The organism is Pseudomonas edaphica, from assembly GCF_965277385.1.
Classification (GTDB): domain Bacteria; phylum Pseudomonadota; class Gammaproteobacteria; order Pseudomonadales; family Pseudomonadaceae; genus Aquipseudomonas; species Aquipseudomonas edaphica.
Genome location: NZ_OZ255725.1, coordinates 2,610,512 through 2,630,383 on the forward strand (window position 1 = coordinate 2,610,512; position 19,872 = coordinate 2,630,383).

The 19,872-nt window shown below is 60.6% G+C and carries 15 protein-coding genes and 1 tRNA gene; 2 read left to right on the forward strand and 14 right to left on the reverse strand.

Translation table 11 applies throughout. The features are described from left to right. Window positions 1–91: 91 nt before the first annotated feature. Window positions 92–538 (reverse strand): azurin, encoded by a 447-nt coding sequence (azu, locus tag ACQY47_RS11930; RefSeq protein ID WP_017138443.1) that lies wholly within the window; start codon window positions 536–538, stop codon window positions 92–94. A 333-nt stretch (window positions 539–871) separates the two neighbouring features. On the opposite strand from azu, the gene ACQY47_RS11935 reads away from it, so the two are divergent. Continuing rightward, a complete protein-coding gene (locus ACQY47_RS11935; RefSeq protein WP_056860514.1) occupies window positions 872–1,054 on the forward strand; it encodes a hypothetical protein in 183 nt (60 codons plus the stop codon). 46 nt (window positions 1,055–1,100) lie between these two features. On the opposite strand, the gene ACQY47_RS11940 is transcribed toward ACQY47_RS11935, so the two are convergent. The 13 genes from ACQY47_RS11940 to rnr form a co-directional block, all read right to left on the reverse strand. Beyond that, a complete protein-coding gene (locus ACQY47_RS11940) occupies window positions 1,101–1,991 on the reverse strand; it encodes a transglutaminase family protein (protein WP_428557148.1) in 891 nt (296 codons plus the stop codon). Continuing rightward, window positions 1,991–4,477, reverse strand: a complete 2,487-nt coding sequence (locus ACQY47_RS11945) for a circularly permuted type 2 ATP-grasp protein (protein WP_017138446.1) — start codon at window positions 4,475–4,477, stop codon at window positions 1,991–1,993. The genes ACQY47_RS11940 and ACQY47_RS11945 overlap by 1 nt, the downstream gene beginning before the upstream one ends. Before the next feature lie 159 nt (window positions 4,478–4,636). Continuing rightward, complete coding sequence (locus ACQY47_RS11950; RefSeq protein ID WP_428557149.1) at window positions 4,637–7,927, reverse strand: DUF2126 domain-containing protein; 3,291 nt, start codon at window positions 7,925–7,927, stop codon at window positions 4,637–4,639. A 187-nt stretch (window positions 7,928–8,114) separates the two neighbouring features. Further along, entirely contained in the window at window positions 8,115–8,564 is a 450-nt protein-coding gene (locus ACQY47_RS11955) for a hypothetical protein (protein WP_428557150.1), read from the reverse strand. Continuing rightward, a complete protein-coding gene (locus ACQY47_RS11960) occupies window positions 8,561–9,493 on the reverse strand; it encodes an NAD synthetase (RefSeq protein WP_099548100.1) in 933 nt (310 codons plus the stop codon). The genes ACQY47_RS11955 and ACQY47_RS11960 overlap by 4 nt, the downstream gene beginning before the upstream one ends. A gap of 161 nt (window positions 9,494–9,654) precedes the next feature. Continuing rightward, on the reverse strand, window positions 9,655–11,958 hold the full coding sequence (locus ACQY47_RS11965) for a YgiQ family radical SAM protein (RefSeq protein WP_138451339.1): 2,304 nt from the start codon (window positions 11,956–11,958) through the stop codon (window positions 9,655–9,657). A 190-nt stretch (window positions 11,959–12,148) separates the two neighbouring features. Then, a complete protein-coding gene (gene dnaB, locus ACQY47_RS11970) occupies window positions 12,149–13,546 on the reverse strand; it encodes a replicative DNA helicase (protein ID WP_017138451.1) in 1,398 nt (465 codons plus the stop codon). A gap of 110 nt (window positions 13,547–13,656) precedes the next feature. Further along, entirely contained in the window at window positions 13,657–14,103 is a 447-nt protein-coding gene (rplI, locus tag ACQY47_RS11975) for a 50S ribosomal protein L9 (RefSeq protein WP_003171376.1), read from the reverse strand. 18 nt (window positions 14,104–14,121) lie between these two features. Then, entirely contained in the window at window positions 14,122–15,015 is an 894-nt protein-coding gene (locus ACQY47_RS11980) for a hypothetical protein (RefSeq protein WP_099548099.1), read from the reverse strand. Window positions 15,016–15,051: 36 nt separating this feature from the next. Beyond that, on the reverse strand, window positions 15,052–15,282 hold the full coding sequence (gene rpsR / locus ACQY47_RS11985; protein WP_002551829.1) for a 30S ribosomal protein S18: 231 nt from the start codon (window positions 15,280–15,282) through the stop codon (window positions 15,052–15,054). A gap of 28 nt (window positions 15,283–15,310) precedes the next feature. Then, the gene (gene rpsF, locus ACQY47_RS11990) at window positions 15,311–15,733 is read right to left on the reverse strand and encodes a 30S ribosomal protein S6 (protein WP_003217491.1); all 423 of its coding nucleotides are present in this window, start codon (window positions 15,731–15,733) and stop codon (window positions 15,311–15,313) included. A 327-nt stretch (window positions 15,734–16,060) separates the two neighbouring features. Then, on the reverse strand, window positions 16,061–16,816 hold the full coding sequence (gene rlmB / locus ACQY47_RS11995) for a 23S rRNA (guanosine(2251)-2'-O)-methyltransferase RlmB (RefSeq protein WP_017138453.1): 756 nt from the start codon (window positions 16,814–16,816) through the stop codon (window positions 16,061–16,063). Then, a complete protein-coding gene (gene rnr / locus ACQY47_RS12000) occupies window positions 16,813–19,449 on the reverse strand; it encodes a ribonuclease R (RefSeq protein ID WP_017138454.1) in 2,637 nt (878 codons plus the stop codon). Before rnr ends, rlmB begins: the two co-directional genes overlap by 4 nt. A 224-nt stretch (window positions 19,450–19,673) precedes the next feature. Between rnr and ACQY47_RS12005 the strand changes: the two genes are divergently transcribed. Further along, window positions 19,674–19,760: transfer RNA gene (locus ACQY47_RS12005), tRNA-Leu, on the forward strand. Window positions 19,761–19,872 lie beyond the last annotated feature (112 nt).

Genomic DNA, 19,872 nt, shown 5'->3' on the forward strand with positions numbered 1-19,872 from the left:
ACAAGCCAGCTCCCACACTTGACCGAGTTCCAACAGGGGAACGCGGTCAAATGTGGGAGCTGGCTTGCCTGCGAAGAACGATAACGCGGTGTTACTTAACGACCACAGTGCCTTTCATCATCGAGATGTGGCCTGGGAACGAGCAGAAGAACGCGTAATCCGTGCCGGCAGCCAGTTTCGACACATCAAAGGTCACCGAATCTTTCTCACCAGCACCAATGATCTTGGTGTGAGCGATGATGCGAGTGTCGCCGTCTTTGAGGTAGTTTTTGTCGATACCGGCGGCCATGCCGTCGCTGGCAACGCCAGGCATGTCGGCGGCGGAACTCAGCACCCAGTTATGGCCCATGACGTTTTTCGGCAAGCTGCCGGAGTGCTCAAGGTTCACGGTGAACTTCTTGCAGCTCTTGTCGATGGTGATTTCTTTGGTGTTAAAGGACATCTGGTCGGTGGAATCAACAGTGACCGCGCACTCTGCAGCAAGCAACTGGCCGCTCGCCAGTGTCAGCAGGGAAACAGCAACGATTTTGGCAAACATGTGAATCTCCAAGGCAGGGTTTAAAAAACGCGTATTGCGACTAGGGTGCCCCAAGCAGGCTGAAATTCTTATGATCTGAATCAACAGATTGTATACAACTTTAGGCTATCAGACTGATCAACACAATCTACCAGCCAAACAACCGCCACCCGCTTATGATCGCTCAATCACCCACCGGAGCGTCTGCCATGCACTTCAATCAGTTCTTCAACGGCCTCTTGGCCGCGTATGCCTGCGGTAAGTGAAGGCCAATCGCGCTGCTAAGCTGCTACCATAGCGACCCAAGGCAGCTGCGCGCCGCCCACCCTCACCTTCGACCCTAGAGGATCGCCCATGGCCAAACCTAATTATTCCTTCGCCAAACGTCAGAGAGACTTGGCCAAGGAGCAGAAGAAAGAGGAAAAGCTGCAACGCAAGAAAGTCGCTGCAGATGAAGAAGCAGGCGCACTGAACCCGGATGCTGAAGGTGAAGTGGCTGCTGATGACACCGAGACACCGAAAGACCCGGCTGAATAAATTTTGTTGGGGTGAGCAGGCCCTCCCTGCTCAACCCAACCCACTGTTACTCCAGCGGCATCACCGTCACCCGAACCTCCGGGTCATGGTTCCCTCCTCCCAGAATCACCCCACGTAACGGCGACACATCAGAGAAATCACGGCCCCAGGCCAGGGTGATGTGCTCCAGTGCCGGCTGCACGTTATTCGTCGGATCAAAATCCACCCAGCCCGCCACCGGGCAAAACACCGAGACCCACGCGTGGGAGGCATCAGCGCCGATCAGCCGTGGCTGGCCGGGCGGTGGCTGGGTCAGCAGGTAGCCGCTGATGTAACGCGCGGCCAGGCCCCGCGAGCGCAGGCACGCGAGCATCAGGTGAGCGAAGTCCTGGCACACGCCGCGTCGGCGCTCCAGCACTTCCACCAAGGGCGTGGCGACCTGGGTGGCTTCGGCATCGAAGGTGAATTCGCTGAAGATCTTCTGCATCAAGGCCTGTACACCCAGCAGCATCGGCACGCCTGGTGGGAAGCAGCTTTCGGAGAACTCGACGAAGGTATTTTTCAAATGCACGTAGGGCGACTCGAAGCGATAACGGCAGGCTTCGAGCATTTCAGGCGACAGTACCTGGCTGCTGTAGGTCAGGCTGTCGCGCGTCTGGTCCCAAGGCGGTGACTGCTGGAAATCCAGCGCTGGCCGCGCCAGCACTTCCACGGTCAGCCCGGCATTGACCAGCAATTCATCATGGGGCCGCTCGAACGCCAGCCGGGTGATCGGGTTGCCGAACACGTCCAGCTCATCACGACGCGACGACGGCTGCGGGCTGATATCCAATTGCTGGGAACTGCAGCGCTGCCACGCGCACGGCCGCGGCCACAGGTGTGCCAACTGCTGGGCCAGGGACACAGGGCTGTCGTAGTGGTAATGGGTATCGTGAAAAATCTGGTAGCGCGCACTCATCACACCGACACCGTTTGCTGGCTGACATCATCCACATGGGCAAAGTGGCGCAACGCCAGGCGATCCGACACTTGCCCGCTCTCATCGGCGACCGCTTGCAGCAGGTCCGCCAGGCCGTCCAACGCGGCACGTACGCTGGATTCGCCGAACAGCGGGTTCTCCAGGCAGCCCAGATCAAAACGCGACAGGCGCTCCACCAACGGCGCCAGGCCGGTTTCCCGTGGCACGCCAAAGTCATCATTGAGACGCCGCAGGGTGCGGCTGACCAGCTTCAACTGGAACAGCACCGCATGCGGGTTCTGTTCATCGAGCAGCAACAAGTCGAGCACCGGGATCAGTTGCGGCACGGCCAGGTAACGCGAGCGATAGGTGATGCTGCTATTACCCAGCTCCAGCAGCCATTCCAGCCCGGCCTGATCAAATACCGCCACGCCACGCAGGAACGCGGCGAGGCTGCTGCTGAGAAATTGCAGGCGCTCAATACGCCGGCCCATCATCAAAAAGCGCCAGCCTTCGTCGCGGGTCATGTCATCCAGGGCGAACCCGGACAGCGCCGCCAGGGACATCACCAGGCGGTTGAGGAAGTCCAGCAACTCGCCAAAATCCGGGGCCTCGCTTTCCAGCTCCAGGGCTTCGCGCTGCAACTCCACCAGCGCTTGCCAGTTCTCGCGGGACAACTTGCCGCGCACCTGGGACGCCGCCCACTGTAAGCGTTGCAGGTTGGCGCGCAGGCTCGACGGCCAGTCATCGCCGAGCAAAGCGGCAAGCAGGCGCTCGGGCAGTTCGCCCTCCTCCGGCAACAAGCGCAGGGTCTCGCCCAGCTCGACAGCGGCCTGCAAGGCTTGCGGGTCGTCGCCATCGACATAGCGTGCCAGCACAATGCGCAGCCAGCGCGCGCTGTCATCACAGCGTTCGCAGTAACGGCCAAACCAGAACAGGTTTTCCACCACGCGCGACGGCAGATAAGGGTCGCGCCGCACCAGATCATGTACGCCAATCGCCCGTTGCGCGCGCCAATGCTCGCCGCCGACAGCGCGATCGCCGAGCACCCACGTGTCTTTGCTCGCGCCACCACGCTGCATCGACACCACTTCGGCATCCGCCTCAGCCGCCACGCGAGTCAGGCCGCCGGGCAGTACACGGTAGCCGTCAGCGCTGGCCACCGCGTACACGCGCATGCCGATGGCACGGTGTTGCAGATGGTCGTCGACGGTGTGCCATACCGGCGCCTGGGACAGTTGCGCCAGCTCCTGGGCCACATAGGCGTAAGGCCGCGCACGCATGCGTTCGGCCAGGGCCAGGCGTTGCTCTTCGTTCAAATCGCGGCCGAATACCGGCGCGAAGCTTTGCGAAGGAAACGCTGGTTTGATCAGCAATTCCGGCAGCTTTTCCAAGGCTTCGGCCAGCACCGGCGCTTCGCCACACCACCAGGTGGCGATGGACGGCAGGATCAGTTCTTCACCAAACAAAAACTCGTTGATCTTCGGCAGAAAGCCGAGCAAACCGGGCGACTCCAGCACGCCGCTGCCCAAGGCATTGGCCACCAGCACATTGCCCTGGCGCACCGCATCCAGCAGGCCGGGCACGCCCAGCGCCGAGTCGGTGCGCAGCTCCAGCGGGTCGCAGAAATCGTCGTCCAGGCGCCGCATGATCGCGTGCACCCGGCGCAGGCCGCTGAGGGTTTTGAGGAACACCGTGCTGTCGCGCACCGTGAGGTCGCCGCCTTCCACCAACGGGTAGCCGAGCTGGCGCGCCAGGTAGAGGTGTTCGAAATAGCTTTCGTTGAAACGCCCCGGCGTGAGCAGCACGATCAGCGGCGGCTGGTCGTCACCGGGCGCCTGGCGGGCCAGGGTTTCCTGGAGCGTGCGGAAGAAACCGGTGAGGTGTTGAACCTGCAAATCGCGGTACAGATCCGGGAATGCACGGGACACGATGGTGCGGTTTTCCAGCGCGTAACCTGCGCCCGATGGCGCCTGGGTACGGTCGGCGGTGACCCACCAACGGCCATCCGGGGTGCGCGCCAGGTCCACGGCATACAGGTGCAGAAACGCGCCGTCCGGCGGCTGAATGCCCTGGCACGGCCACAGGAAGTTGTTGTGCCCGAACACCAGTTCGGCCGGCAACAGGCCTTCTTTGATCAAGCGCTGCGGGCCGTACAGGTCGGCGAGCACGGCATTGAGCAAGCGCGCACGCTGGGCGATACCGGCCGACAGATGCTGCCACTCATCGGCGGCCAGCACATGGGGCAGTAAATCCAGCTCCCACGGGCGGTCGGCGCCTTTGGGGTCGGCGTAGACGTTGTAGGTCACGCCGTTTTCCTGGATCTGCCGGGTCAGCAACGCCTGGCGCTGGGCCAGTTGCACGGGCGTACTGCGTTGCAGGTGATCGAGCAGGCGCTGCCAATGGGCACGCACCGCGCCACTGTCGTCGAGCAGTTCGTGATAGGTGCCCGCAGTGAGCGGGTAACGGTCGAGCAAGTCGGGCATGGAACGCTCGGCAGAGGCAAGGGGGCTCAGATTAACTCAAATTCAACGCGATCTTGTGTGGGAGCTGGCTTGCCTGCGATAGCGGTTTTCCTACCACCTGATTGGCTGGCTGATACACCGCTATCGCAGGCAAGCCAGCTCCCACATTTTAGATCTCATTTAGTCATTTTTATTGGGGAAACGCCGCAAATCCAGGGTCATTGGTAGTTCATCGTTAATCACCAAGGGCGGCACAGGCAATTTGCCTGGGCTGTGGCCGAGGCGGAAAAACCGCGCCATGCGCCGGCTCTCCGCCTCATTGGCATTCACCGGCAAGCTGTCGTAATTGCGCCCACCCGGATGCGCGACGTGGTACTGGCAGCCGCCCAGCGAGCGTTGCATCCAGGTATCGAGCAAGTCGAACACCAACGGCGCATGCACCGCAATGGTCGGTTGCAAACAGTTGGCCGGTTGCCAGGCGCGATAACGCACGCCAGCGACGAACTCGCCGATACGCCCGGTCGGCTGCAACGGCACCGGGATGCAGTTGCAGGTCAGCAGGTAGCGTTGCGGCGCCAAGCCGCTCAACTTCACCTGCAAGCGTTCCAGGGATGAGTCCACGTAACGCACCGTGCCACCGACGGCGCCTTCTTCGCCCAGCACGTGCCAAGGCTCCAACGCCTGGCGCAACTCCAGTTCGATACCGCTGACGGCGTAGTCGCCGACCTTGGGGAAACGAAACGCCAGGTGCGCGGCAAACCATTCGGCGCGCAGCGGGTAACCAGCAGCATTCAGCTCGACGATCACGTCGGCAAAATCCTGCTCGATAAAGTGTGGCAGCAAGAAACGGTCGTGCAGCTCAGTGCCCCAGCGCGCCAGTTTTGCTGGCGCATACGGCTCACGCCAGAAGCGCGCGACCAAGGCTCGCAACAGCAACTGTTGGGTGAGGCTCATGCGCGCATGGGGCGGCATTTCGAACGCACGCAATTCCAACAGACCCAGGCGGCCAGTGGCGCCATCGGGCGAGTAGAGTTTGTCGATGCAGAACTCGGCGCGGTGAGTGTTGCCGGTCACGTCGATCAGCAGGTTGCGCAACAGCCGGTCGACCAGCCACGGCGGGCATTCTTCGCCAGGCTCGGGCATTTGTGCGAAGGCGATTTCCAGCTCATACAGCGCGTCGTTACGCGCTTCATCCACCCGTGGCGCCTGGGAGGTCGGGCCGATAAACAGCCCGGAAAACAGGTACGACAAGGACGGATGGTTATGCCAGTAGCTGATCAGGCTGCGCAGCAAATCCGGGCGGCGCAGGAACGGTGAGTCTTTCGGCGTAGCGCCGCCCAGCACAAAGTGGTTACCACCGCCGGTGCCGGTGTGGCGCCCGTCGATCATGAACTTTTCGGTGGTCAGGCGGGTTTGCCGCGCCTCTTCGTAGAGGAACTCGGTGCGTTCTACCAGCTCATCCCAAGTGGCGGACGGCTGCACATTGACCTCGATCACACCCGGGTCCGGCGTGACCCGGAAGTTGCTCAAGCGCGTATCGAACGGCGGCTCGTACCCTTCCAGCAACACCGGGCAATGCAGTTCTTCGGCGGTGGCTTCAATAGCGGCCACCAACTCCAGGTAATCCTCGACGCGTTCCAGCGGCGGCATAAACAGGTACAAACGCCCTTCCCGTGCTTCGGCACACAAGGCGGTGCGAGTCAGCCAATCGGCGGATTCGTCGACCTTGGGCACGCGCTCGTCGCTCGGCGCAGGCGTGCCATGGCTTTGCAGTTGCGCGGTGGTCGGCAGTTCCGGCTGATCCTGATTCGGGTCGGTGGGATGCACAAATGGGTATTCCGCCGCCGTCACCCATGGCTGCGAGGCCAACGGCAGGCGGTAACCCAACGGCGAATCACCCGGCACCAGACGGCAGTGGTTATCACGCAGGTACCAGCGCCCACTCTGCCAGCGGTCATTGGCCGCCGTGCGCGCCAGCGGCAACACTTGGCCGATGACTTTATCCAGGCCCTGGCTGAACACTTTGCGCAGGCGCTCGCGCTCCAGGTCATCACTCAGGTGCGGGTCCTGGGCGGTGACGTTTTGCGGCAGCGCACCTTCGCGCCACAGGTAGTAGAAGTTGTCTTCGAAAGCCGGGAACACAAAGCGTGCCGGCAGTTTAAAGCGCTCGGCGACACTGGCCAGGAAGCGCCCGGCCATCACGTCATCGGCGCCGTAGTCCTGTTGTTCATCGGCGATCAGCGCGCTGTTGTGCCAGATCGGCACGCCGTCGCGGCGCCAGTAGCAATTGAGCGACCAGCGTGGCAGTTGCTCGCCGGGGTACCACTTGCCCTGGCCGAAATGCACCAGGCCTTTGGGCGCGTAGTGGGCACGCATGCGCTGGAACAGCTCGGCGGACAGGCGACGCTTGTCCGGCCCCAGCGCCGCGGTGTTCCACTCGGCGCCGTCGGGATCATCGATGGAGACAAAGGTCGGTTCGCCGCCCATGGTCAGGCGTACATCATCCTTGAGCAGGTCGGCGTCGATCTGCCGGCCCAACGCCTGGATCGCCAGCCATTGCTCTTCGGTGTAGGGCTTGGTGACGCGCGGCGCTTCCCAAATGCGCTCCACCGACATCTCGTGGGTAAATTCGCACTCGCAGGGTTCCACCAGCCCGCTGATTGGCGCAGCGGACGAAGGATCAGGGCTACAGGCCAATGGGATATGCCCTTCACCGGCGAACAGCCCGGAGGTGGCGTCCAGGCCGATCCAGCCCGCGCCGGGCAAATACACCTCGCACCAGGCGTGCAGGTCGGTGAAGTCGACTTCGGTGCCGGACGGGCCATCGAGGGCTTTGACGTCGGCGGTGAGCTGGATCAAGTAGCCCGACACAAACCGCGCCGCCAACCCCAGGTTGCGCAGTAGTTGCACCAGCAGCCACGCCGAATCGCGGCAGGAGCCGGAAGCGGCGCCCAAGGTGAATTCCGGCGTTTGTACGCCCGGTTCCATACGGATCAAATAGCCAATGTCGGCCGCCAGGCGCTGATTGAGCCCCACCAGAAAATCCACCGCCGGCAGCGGCGTGCGGTCGATGCCGGCCAGATAGGCGGCAAACTTTGGCGTCAGCGGCAAGGTTTCCAGGTACGGCGCCAGCTCGCGCTGCTCATCGGCGGCGTAGCTGAAGGGGATTTTTTCGGCGTAGGGCTCGAGGAAAAAATCGAACGGGTTGAATACCGCCATCTCGGCGACGAGGTCGACCTCAATGCGCAACTCATCAGTCTTTTCCGGGAATACCAGGCGCGCCAGGTAATTGCCCTGCGGGTCTTGCTGCCAATTGATGAAGTGCTGCTCGGGCAGCACTTTGAGCGCGTAAGACAAGATCCGCGTGCGGCTATGGGCAGCCGGGCGCAAGCGCACGATCTGTGGGCCGAGTTCGACAGCGCGGTCATAGCGGTAATGCGTAACGTGGTGCAACGCGACATGAATCGACACGGCGGCCTCCTGCGAGCCAGGGCATGAACACAAAGCGCGCAAGACTTATGCCAGAGCGGCCGTCATTGCGCTTTATCGTAAGACCCGGTGCAGTACAGCACCAAAACGGCGCCAACGTGGGTGCCGTGGTGCAAGGCTTGCACATATTTGTGGCGTGCGTGTGAGGCCGGGTGGTGAATCTACCCAGTCAGCGCGTTTTGTGGCGAGCGATCGTGGCTTCGCGAAGGTGGCGGACTTCGAGCAGCTTTTGGCGCATTTCGCGGTGGCGCTTGCTGTTAAGCAGGAGCAACCCCAACAGCGGAAAGAGCACAGCCGAACCGTAGACCAGTTTGGGAATGGGGTACTGGATCATCGGCAGCACGAACAGCAGGCAGCAACCCAGGTAACCCGCCACCAGGCCGGTGGCCCATGGGCGGCCACGCGTAACCATCACGTTGGCAAAGACCAGCACCGCCACCAGCAGCAAAATCGCCAGGCCTGAGTAGTCGGATTTAAGCGACGGATCGACACCACGCAAATACGTCACGCCGGCGAGGGATACAGCAGACGCGCCGGAAAAGATCGCCATGAAGATCGTGCCCATGAACACCGGGAAATAGCGCGCGAGGAAACTGCCCATGTCGGGGAAACCTTTCATTCGGTGAGGTCCTCGTACAAGCCGATTGCAAGGGTGGTGGCAGTACCCACGCTACCGCTGCGGTAGCTGCCCACGATACCGAGGATGCCGCCCAATGCGTCTTTCATCTGGGTCAGGGTGGCATGCCGAATTTCCGTGGAGCTGAAGCTCTTGGTCAGTTTGCCTGCACGCTGCTGCAACTTGAGTAACTTGGGCGTCAGGCTGGGGTCGCGCAGGCTTAGCAGCTCCTTGGTCAGTTTCTTGCGTTCCTGGCGATTTAAACCCTTGAGCAATTCATACCAACTCTTGCCCAGAGCGGCAGCCTTTTTGGCCCTGAGCAGCTTCACCGTGGTCAGCGCGCCGGTGCCGATCCCCACCAGGGAAGCCGTATCAAGGATGGTTGAAACAGCGCCGAACCATTCGGCGTCATCCATCCGGTCGTTAGCGTCAGGGTCGAGTATCTCGTTGTAGGTACGCGCCACGCCAAACCCGCATTGCGCACTGCTGGCCAGCGCCGCCGTCACGCCAATGCCCACCACGAACGCGCTGGCGCCCGCCGTAAAAGGCACGGCGACGCTGCCGCTGAACACCACGATCCAACCGATAATCGCGGCGGTGCACGACAAGCCCATATCAAACGCCTCTTTTCTGAGGCGTTCTTCCCGTGGGTCGGTCTTGACCTGCTCCACAAATTGCGCGGGCGAAATGTACTTCTGTGCTTCGCGCAAAATGATGCGCTTGGGCTTGATGCTGCAGAGGGGCTTGAATTCGCGCAGGGTGATGACATTGAAGTCGGCGTCGATGTACACCACACCGGCGCCGACAATGCCGGGGTCGGCATCGATGGCGGCGAACAACCGTGGCAGGTTGATCTGGCTTTCGATGCGCTGGCGCGCCATGAATTGGGAGCGGTTGGAGTCCATGCCGATGGAGAGCAAGGGGTTGCTCATGGGTGTTCTTCCTTGAATATGAGGGTGGCCGGGCCGGCTTTGTGGGAGCTGGCTTGCCTGCGATGGCGATCTAATGGGCGCCACCTTAACAAACAGGCACGCCAGCGAATAGAAAGCAAAACGCCAGCACGAGGCTGGCGTTTTGCATATTCAGGTTGCGATCAGCGCGGCACGACCGGCTTGCGCGCAGGCTTGCCGCCCTTGCCCTTCGCCGCATCACTGCGTTCTTTAGCCGCCTGCTTGTTACGCGCCTGAGCTGCCGCCTTGGCTTGCTCACGCTTGTCCCACGGGTTGCTGCCATCACTGCCGCGCGGTGGCAGGCCGGTGTGCTGGGTGAGGATCCTGGTGGTGGTCTCCTTCGCAACCTTATGGCTGCCAGCCGGCGTCGAGTTCTTGCGACGGGCGCTCTGGTAGCTGTCGGTGGACGGCTGGTGCAGTGGGATCAACTGATCCTTGCCCGGCCCGATCAGGTCGGCGCGGCCCATGCGCGTCAGTGCTTCACGCAGCATCGGCCAGCCTTTCGGGTCGTGGTAGCGCAGGAAGGCCTTGTGCAGACGGCGCTGTTCCTCGCTCTTGACGATGGTGACCGCGTCGCTCTTGTAGGTGACCTTACGCAGCGGGTTCTTGCCCGAGTGGTACATGGCGGTGGCGGTGGCCATCGGCGACGGGTAGAACGCTTGCACCTGGTCGGCGCGGAAGCCGTTGCCCTTGAGCCACAGGGCCAGGTTCATCATGTCTTCATCGGTGGTGCCCGGGTGGGCGGCGATGAAGTACGGGATCAGGTACTGCTCCTTGCCCGCTTCCTTGGTGTACTTCTCGAACATGCGCTTGAACTTGTCATAGCTGCCAATGCCCGGTTTCATCATCTGGTTGAGCGGACCTTCCTCGGTGTGTTCCGGGGCGATCTTCAAGTAGCCACCGACGTGGTGGGTAACCAGCTCCTTGACGTATTCCGGCGACTCGACCGCGAGGTCGTAGCGCAGGCCGGAAGCAATCAGAATCTTCTTCACACCCGGCAACGCACGGGCGCTGCGATACAGCTGAATCAACGAGGAGTGATCGGTGTTCAGGTTCGGGCAGATGCCCGGGAACACGCATGACGGCTTGCGGCACGCGGATTCGATTTCCGGGCTCTTGCAGGCGATGCGGTACATGTTCGCGGTCGGGCCGCCGAGGTCGGAGATCACGCCGGTGAAGCCTGGCACTTTGTCGCGGATCTCTTCGATCTCGCGAATGATCGACTCTTCGGAACGGTTCTGGATGATGCGGCCTTCGTGCTCGGTGATCGAGCAGAAAGTACAGCCACCGAAGCAGCCACGCATGATGTTCACCGAGAAACGGATCATGTCGTAGGCCGGGATCTTTTCCTTGCCGTACACCGGGTGCGGGACGCGGGCGTAAGGCATGCCGAACACGTAGTCCATTTCTTCGGTAGTCATCGGGATGGGCGGCGGGTTGAACCACACGTCCACTTCGCCATGCTTCTGCACCAAAGCGCGGGCATTGCCTGGGTTGGTTTCCAGGTGCAGCACGCGGTTGGCGTGGGCGTACAGGACCGAGTCGCCACGGACTTTTTCCATGGACGGCAGACGAATGACCGTCTTGTCACGCGTCATGCGCGGGCTGGCAAGAATTTGTACGACCTTGGCTTCTTCCGGGTCTTCAACCGGGCCTTTTTCCTGCTCGATGGCGCAGGCCTGGGTGTCCTGGGTATTCACATACGGGTTGATGATCTTGTCGATCTTGCCCGGACGGTCGATACGCGTGGAGTCCACCTCGTACCAGCCTGCAGGCGTGTCACGGCGAATGAACGCGGTGCCGCGCACGTCGGTGATGTCTTCGATCTTGTGGCCCCACGACAGGCGCTGGGCAACTTCGACGATGGCCCGCTCGGCGTTGCCGTACAGCAGGATGTCGGCGCAGGCATCGATCAGGATCGAGTTGCGCACACGGTCCTGCCAGTAGTCGTAGTGGGCGATGCGGCGCAGGGACGCTTCGATGCCGCCAAGTACGATCGGCACGTTCTTGTAGGCTTCCTTGCAACGCTGGCTGTACACCAGGCTGGCGCGGTCCGGGCGTTTGCCGGCCATGCCGCCTGGGGTGTAGGCGTCGTCGGAGCGGATTTTCTTGTCGGCGGTGTAACGGTTGATCATCGAGTCCATGTTGCCGGCCGCGACGCCGAAGAACAGGTTCGGCTCGCCGAGCTTCATGAAGTCGTCTTTGGACTGCCAGTTCGGCTGCGCAATGATCCCGACGCGAAAGCCCTGGGACTCCAGCAGCCGGCCGATGATCGCCATGCCAAACGACGGGTGATCCACATACGCATCACCGGTGACGATGATGATGTCGCAGGAATCCCAGCCAAGCTGATCCATCTCCTCCCTGCTCATCGGCAGGAATGGCGCAGGACCGAAACATTCGGCCCAGTACTTGGGATAGTCAAATAACGGCTTGGCTGTTTGCATGACGGTGACCGGTGTTGAGATGAAAAATCGCGGGCGCGGAATATAGCACAAATTTTGACCAATTCCGACGGTAATGGTCGGAATTGTGCTGATGCAATCGCAGGCAAGCCAGCTCCCACATTTGAAGGTATTCACCGTTCGAGTGTGGGAGCTGGCTTGCCTGCGATAAGGCCCTTACAGGCGCTGAAACTTACTCATCATCGTCGAAGTTATAGCTACCCGGCGCCAGGTTCTCGAAGCGCGTGTATTTACCGATAAACGCCAAGCGGATAAAGCCGATTGGCCCGTTCCGCTGCTTGCCGATGATGATTTCGGCAATGCCTTTGTGTTCCGTTTCGGGGTGATACACCTCGTCGCGGTACACGAACATGATCACGTCAGCATCCTGCTCGATTGCTCCGGATTCACGCAAGTCGGAGTTCACCGGGCGCTTGTTCGGGCGTTGCTCAAGGGAACGGTTGAGCTGGGACAGCGCCACCACCGGGCAGTTGAATTCCTTGGCCAGGGCTTTGAGCGACCGGGAGATTTCGGAAATCTCGTTGGTGCGGTTGTCACCGCTGGAGCCTGGAATCTGCATCAGCTGCAGGTAGTCGATCATGATCAGGGCGATGTCGCCGTGCTCACGCACCAGCCGGCGAGTACGTGCACGCATCTCTGATGGGCTGATACCGGCGGTGTCATCGATAAACAGCTTGCGGTCGTTAAGCAAGTTGACCGCCGACGTCAGGCGCGGCCAATCGTCGTCTTCCAGGCGACCGGCTCGCACCTTGGTCTGGTCGATACGGCCAAGCGAGGAAAGCATACGCATGATCAGCGATTCACCTGGCATCTCCAGCGAGTAAACCAGTACGGCTTTGTCGCTGCGCAACACGGCGTTTTCCACCAGGTTCATCGCAAAGGTGGTTTTACCCATGGATGGACGGCCGGCGACGATGATCAAGTCAGACGGCTGCAGGCCGCTGGTCTTCTCGTCGAGGTCGGTGTAGCCGGTGGAAATACCCGTGATGGCGTTGTCGGTGTTGAACAAGGTGTCGATGCGGTCGATGGCCTTGGTCAACAGGTCGTTGACGCTGACTGGGCCGCCGGTTTTCGGCCGCGCTTCGGCGATCTGGAAGATCTGGCGCTCAGCTTCGTCGAGGATCTCGGCGGCAGTGCGGCCTTCAGGGTTAAAGGCGCTGTCGGCGATTTCGGTGCTGATACCGATCAATTGGCGCAGGGTGGCGCGCTCGCGAACGATCTGCGCATACGCCTTGATGTTGGCGACGGATGGCGTGTTTTTCGCCAGCTCACCCAGGTAGCCCAGACCACCGACTTGGGAGGTCTGGCCTTCCTTGTCCAGCTGTTCGGCCAGGGTTACCACGTCGATCGGCGAGTTCTGGTCGGCCAGCTTGGCAATGGCGCGGAAGATCAGGCGGTGGTCATGGCGATAGAAATCACCGTCCGAGACTTGATCCAGCACGCGTTCCCAGGCGTTGTTATCCAGCATCAAGCCACCGAGCACGGCCTGTTCGGCCTCGATGGAATGCGGCGGCACCTTCAGGGCAGCGGTTTGCAGATCGTATTGCTCAGGAGCTGAAATATCGTTCATGGCCACTTGGAATTAGGGGTGTGTAGAAAAACAAAAGGCACGACCTGTAAACAGGATCGTGCCCGATGTTAACCGCCTGGCACGCGAGGTGCCAGTCAGTTAGGTGTTGCTTAAGCTGCTACCACTACAACGCGTACGGTGGCTTCAACTTCAGCGTGCAGGTGCACGGCTACGTCGAATTCGCCTACGTTGCGGATGGTGCCGTTCGGCAGACGAACTTCGCTCTTCTGCACTTCAACGCCGGAGGCGGTCAGTGCATCAGCGATGTCGTGGGTGCCGATCGAACCGAACAGCTTGCCTTCGTCACCGGCGGTGGCAGTGATAGTCACTTCCAGCTCAGCCAGTTGGGCAGCGCGAGTTTCGGCCGAAGCTTTTTTGTCTGCTGCGGCTTTTTCCAGCTCAGCACGACGCTCTTCAAACGCAGCCAGGTTGGCAGCGGTTGCAGCGGTGGCTTTGCCGTATGGCAGCAGGTAGTTACGACCGTAGCCGGCCTTAACGTTCACTTTGTCGCCCAGGTTGCCCAGGTTGGCGACTTTTTCCAGAAGGATCAGTTGCATGTGAAAATCCTCTAACTTTTAACCTTCACCGTTCGCGTTATCGGCGTCTTTCGACGCCAGACGACCGCGAAAATCAATCAGGCCGTCGACAATGGCCAAAACCACGAGTAACGGATAGATCAGCTGCATAAACAGCAACATCGTGACGTACAACCCCACCAGCCAGAACTTGGCCAGGCGCTTTCGCGCAACCAGCCCGTGAATCAGGGCCAGCCCGGCAAACACCAGCGGTACACTGCAAATCGGCGCCAGCAAGGCCATCTGTGGGCCGAAGTTCGGCCCGACAACCATGCACGCCAGCAGCAACATCGCCGGCCCCGCTGGGATTCTGATACTGCGAAATTCGCGACCAAAACCACCCGGGTTGTACAACAACGCTTGCCAATAACGCCCAACAATCAGGCTCAGCACGCTGACGACCTGCAACAATGCCGCAATCAGGCCGGTCAGGACCGGGGCAATCAGTGACGCAAACCGCGCTCGCTCATCTACCGACAATTGCTGGTAGAGATCCCCGAGGGCCATCGGCAGGATCTTGACGATCTCTTGCGACAGCGCTTCGATTTGCGGGCGGAAAGCCGCGCCAAGCATCACTGAGTACACCAACCCCAATGCCACGCTGACCAGCAGCGTGCGGACCCAGGACTCACTTGCGCGTAAAACCAACGCAAGGCTCGATGACCCCAGCAGTACCAGAAGTACCCGTGGATCACCAAATTGCAGCCACCAGATCAAGGCCGGCAACAATCCCAGGGCAAGAACGCCAAGGGCGTCCTTCAAACCGCGCCGCAGGAGCACAAGGCAACCTGCAGCAGCACCCAACCAATAAAGCAGCGGCAATGCCGCACATCCGGCCACTACCAGAGTGGCCTGCACGCGACCGCGCATGATGAACTCAGCTAAGGCGCGCATGCATTCAATCCCTTACTACTTGTCGACTGCCCGGTCTCAGCGGCCGTGGCTGTCGGTGTAGGCCAGCAGGGCCAGGAAGCGGGCGCGCTTGATAGCGGTGGCCAGCTGACGCTGATAACGTGCTTTGGTACCGGTGATACGGCTTGGAACGATTTTGCCGGTCTCGGATACGTAGGCTTTCAGAGTGTTGAGATCTTTGTAATCGATCTCTTTCACGTCTTCAGCGGTGAAGCGGCAGAATTTACGACGACGGAAGAAACGTGCCATTTGATAGGCTCCTTAAAAGGTCCGTGGATTACTCGTCAGCGTTATCGCTGTTGTCGCTGTCATCACTATCAGCGCTTTCAGCGCCTTCGTGCTCAGGACGGTCGCGACGCTCACGGCGCTCACTGCGGTTTTCTTCAGCCTTGAGCATCTCGGATTGGCCGGTAACGGCTTCTTCGCGACGGATGACCAGGTTACGGATCACTGCATCGTTGTAGCGGAAGTTGTCTTCCAGCTCGGCCAGGGCCTTGCCAGTGCACTCAACGTTCAGCATCACGTAGTGAGCCTTGTGAACATTGTTGATTGCGTAGGCCAGTTGACGACGGCCCCAATCTTCCAGACGGTGGATTTTGCCGCCGTCTTCTTCGATCAGCTTGGTGTAACGCTCAACCATGCCGCCGACTTGCTCGCTTTGATCCGGGTGGACCAAAAAGATGATTTCGTAATGACGCATGAATGCTCCTTACGGGTTGTAGCCTGCCGCTCAAAAACGGTCAGACAAGGAGTGAATGACACTTATGGATCTTGCCGCAGGGAGGCACATAGGTGCCTGCCAGGAAGGCAAGGGGCGCAATTGTAGAGAAGGGGGAGAAACGGCGCAAGGTGATTGGTGATTATTTGAACAATCTTCCAAACACCCTGAAACGACTGCGGGAGCTGAAATTCTGTGGGAGCTGGCTTGCCTGCGATGCAGGCACCTCGGTGTATCAGTGATACAGAGGTGATGCTATCGCAGGCAAGCCTGCTCCCACACAAGCCCGGCCGCACATTTTTGATCGGGTTACTTCTTGCTCTTGGCCTTGGCACCGCGCTGACGCTGGGCCTCGAACAAGCACACGCCGGTGGCAACCGACACGTTGAGGCTGCTGACGCTACCGGCCATCGGCAATTTCACCAGGTAATCGCAATGCTCGCGGGTCAGGCGACGCATGCCTTTGCCTTCGGCACCCATGATCAGGATGGTCGGGCCGGTGAGGTCCTGGTCATAAATGCTGACCTCGGCCTCGCCTGCGGTGCCCACGATCCAAAGGCCGCGCTGCTGGAGTTTCTCCAGGGTACGCGCCAGGTTGGTCACGGCCACCAGCGGGATCACTTCCGCCGCACCGCACGCGACTTTACGCACGACCGGCGTCAGCGTTGCCGACTTGTCTTTAGGCACGATGACCGCCAGCGCACCGGCGGCATCGGCCGAACGCAGGCAAGCGCCGAGGTTGTGCGGGTCGGTCACGCCGTCCAGCACCAGCAACAGCGGTGCGCCTTCGGTACGGTCGAGCAGCTCGTCGAGCATCGCTTCGCCCCAGACCTGGCTCGGGCTTACGTCCGCAACCACGCCTTGGTGAACGCCCTCGACCCACACGTCCATTTCACGGCGCTCGGCCTGGCCGATGGCAACCTTGTTTTGCGTAGCCAGCTCGACCAGCGCTTGTACACGCGGCTCGCTGCGGCCTTCGGCCAACCACACCTGCTTGACGCGTTTAGGGTGATGACGCAGCAGTGCTTCTACGGCGTGCACGCCGTAGATTTTTTCCAGACTCATGACTTGGCCTTAGGTTTGCGCGACCCGCCGCTTTTCGCGGGAGCCGAACCCGCTTTAGGCGGGCCTTTACGGTGTTTACTCGGTTTGCTCGACGGCTTTTCCGCCCCGTGGGACTTTCCCCCAGACGCCGCTTTACCACCGCTTTTGGCTTCGTTGAGCAACTGCTGCTTCAACTCACGGCTCTTGCGCACTTCAGCGTTTTTCGCCGCTGCATCGCTCGGGCGGTAGGCCTCCGGGGCCTTCTCCTTGGTGGACGAACGACGAGCAGCCTTGGCTGGCGCAGGCTCGGTGGCCGCTGCTTTCGCAGGCGCGCCCTTGCCTTTGCTGGCTGGCGCAGTCGGTTCGCTGCCACGCTTTTTACGGCCAGTCGGTGTTTCGGTCGGCTTGTCGGGCATGCCGAAGTCGATCTTGCGCTCGTCGAGGTCGACGCGCATGACCTGCACTTCCACGGTGTCGCCCAAACGGAAGCTGCGACCGGTGCGCTCGCCCGCCAGGCGGTGATGCACAGGGTCGAAGTGGTAGTAATCGCCCGGCAGCGCAGTGACGTGCACCAAGCCTTCGACGTAAATGTCGGTCAGCTCGACGAACAGGCCAAAACCCGTCACGGCAGTGATCACACCTGGGAACGACTCGCCCACGCGGTCTTTCATGAACTCGCACTTGAGCCAGTTCACTACGTCGCGGGTGGCTTCGTCGGCGCGGCGCTCGCTCATGGAGCACTGCTCGCCCAGCTGTTCCAGGGCCGCTTCGTCGTACGGATAGATCCGTGCCTTCGGAATGGTCATGGCACCGGCGCGCTTGACGTGCGGGGTGTTCTGCTTGGAGTGGATCACGCTGCGGATCGCCCGGTGCGTGAGCAGGTCCGGGTAACGACGAATCGGCGAAGTGAAGTGGGTGTACGCCTCGTAATTCAGGCCGAAGTGGCCCTGGTTATCGGCGCTGTACACCGCCTGGCTCAGAGAGCGCAGCATCACGGTCTGGATCACGTGGTAATCCGGACGGTCCTTGATGCTGGCCAGCAGCGCCTGGTAATCCTTCGGCGTCGGGCCGTCCTTGCCTTTGTGCAGGGACAGGCCAAGCTCACCGAGGAAAGCGCGCAGTTTTTCCAAACGCTCCGGCGGCGGGCCGTCGTGAACACGGTACAGGGCAGGAATTTCGTGCTTTTTGAGGAACTCTGCGGTGGCCACGTTGGCCGCCAGCATGCACTCCTCGATCAGCTTGTGCGCATCGTTACGCGTGGTCGGCGTAATGGCCGCGATCTTGCGCTCGGAACCGAAGACAATCCGGGTTTCCTGGGTTTCAAAGTCGATTGCGCCACGTACATGACGTGCGCCCAGCAACACCTTGTACAGCGCGTAAAGCTGCTTGAGGTGCGGCACTACGTCGGCATATTCGCCACGCAAGGCCTTGGCTTCGCTGGTCTTCGGGGCTTCCAGGATGGTGCTGACCTTGTTGTAGGTCAGGCGCGCCTGGGAGTGGATCACCGCTTCGTAGAACTGGTAGTCGGTCATTTCGCCGGTTTTGGAGATGGTCATCTCGCACACCATGGCCAAACGGTCGACTTTCGGGTTCAGGGAGCACAGGCCGTTGGACAGCTGCTCAGGCAGCATCGGGATCACGCGCTCAGGGAAGTACACGGAGTTGCCGCGCACCTGGGCTTCGTTATCCAGGGCCGAACCGATCTTCACATAGCTGGACACGTCGGCAATCGCGACGAACAACTTCCAGCCGCCGGAGAACAGGCGCAGCTTGCCAGGCTTGGCTTCGCAATAGACCGCATCGTCGAAGTCGCGGGCATCTTCGCCGTCGATGGTGACGAACGGCAGATGGCGCAGGTCGATGCGTTTTTCCTTGTCTTTCTCTTCCACTTCCGGCTTGAGCTTGGCGGCTTCCTTGAGCACAGCCTCCGGCCAGACGTGAGGAATATCGTAGGTGCGCAGCGCAACGTCGATTTCCATGCCCGGCGCCATGTAATTGCCGACCACTTCAACAATATCGCCCTGTGGCTGGAAGCGCGCGGTTGGCCAGTGGGTGATTTTCACCTCGACGAACTGGCCGACCTTGGCGGCGCCATTGCGACCCGGGGTGATCAGCACTTCCTGCTGGACCTTCGGGTTATCCGGCACTACAAAGCCGATGCCGCCTTCTTCGAAGTAACGGCCAACGATGGACTCGTGGGCACGGGACACCACTTCGACGATCACGCCTTCACGGCGACCACGACGGTCCAGGCCGGAAACGCGGGCCAGGGCACGGTCGCCGTCGAATACCAGGCGCATTTGCGCCGGGCTCATGAACAGGTCGTCGCTGCCGTCATCCGGGATCAGGAAGCCGAAGCCATCCCGATGGCCGGCGATGCGGCCCAGGATCAAGTCGAGCTTATCCACAGGCGCATAGGTGCCACGACGGGTGTAGATCAGTTGAGCATCGCGCTCCATGGCACGCAAACGGCGGCGCAGGGCTTCGAGCTGGTCTTCGGTGGTCAGACCGAACTCTTCAACCAACTGCTCGCGGCTAGCAGGCGAACCACGATCGGCGAGATGCGCCAGGATCAGTTCGCGGCTAGGAATAGGGTTTTCATATTTTTCCGCTTCACGAGCGGCCTCGGGATCGAGGGACTGCCAATCGGCCATTAGAGAGTTTTCACCTTGTCTATATGCGGGTTAGTTTGGCATACGCGTATTGAAACGGGAAATTTCAGGTGTCAACAAGCGTTTAAAAGGCCTTTGCAGCCCTCGGAAAGCGCCTTGAATGACCATTGGCGAAATTTTCCGGGCTTTTTTCATCGCAGGGCTTTACAGCTCAAAATCGCCTCCGTATAGTGCGCGCCATCGACGACGGCAACGTTGTTGATGCTGCCCAGGTGGTGAAATTGGTAGACACGCCAGCTTCAGGTGCTGGTGATCGCAAGGTCGTGGAAGTTCGAGTCTTCTCCTGGGCACCAAATTCAGATTAAACCCGCGAAAGCGGGTTTTTTCGTTTCAGGCCTCTGATTTTTAACAAGAATATTGAATTATATTTTTGATATCAGGGGTTTACAGATTAAAAAGCGCTCC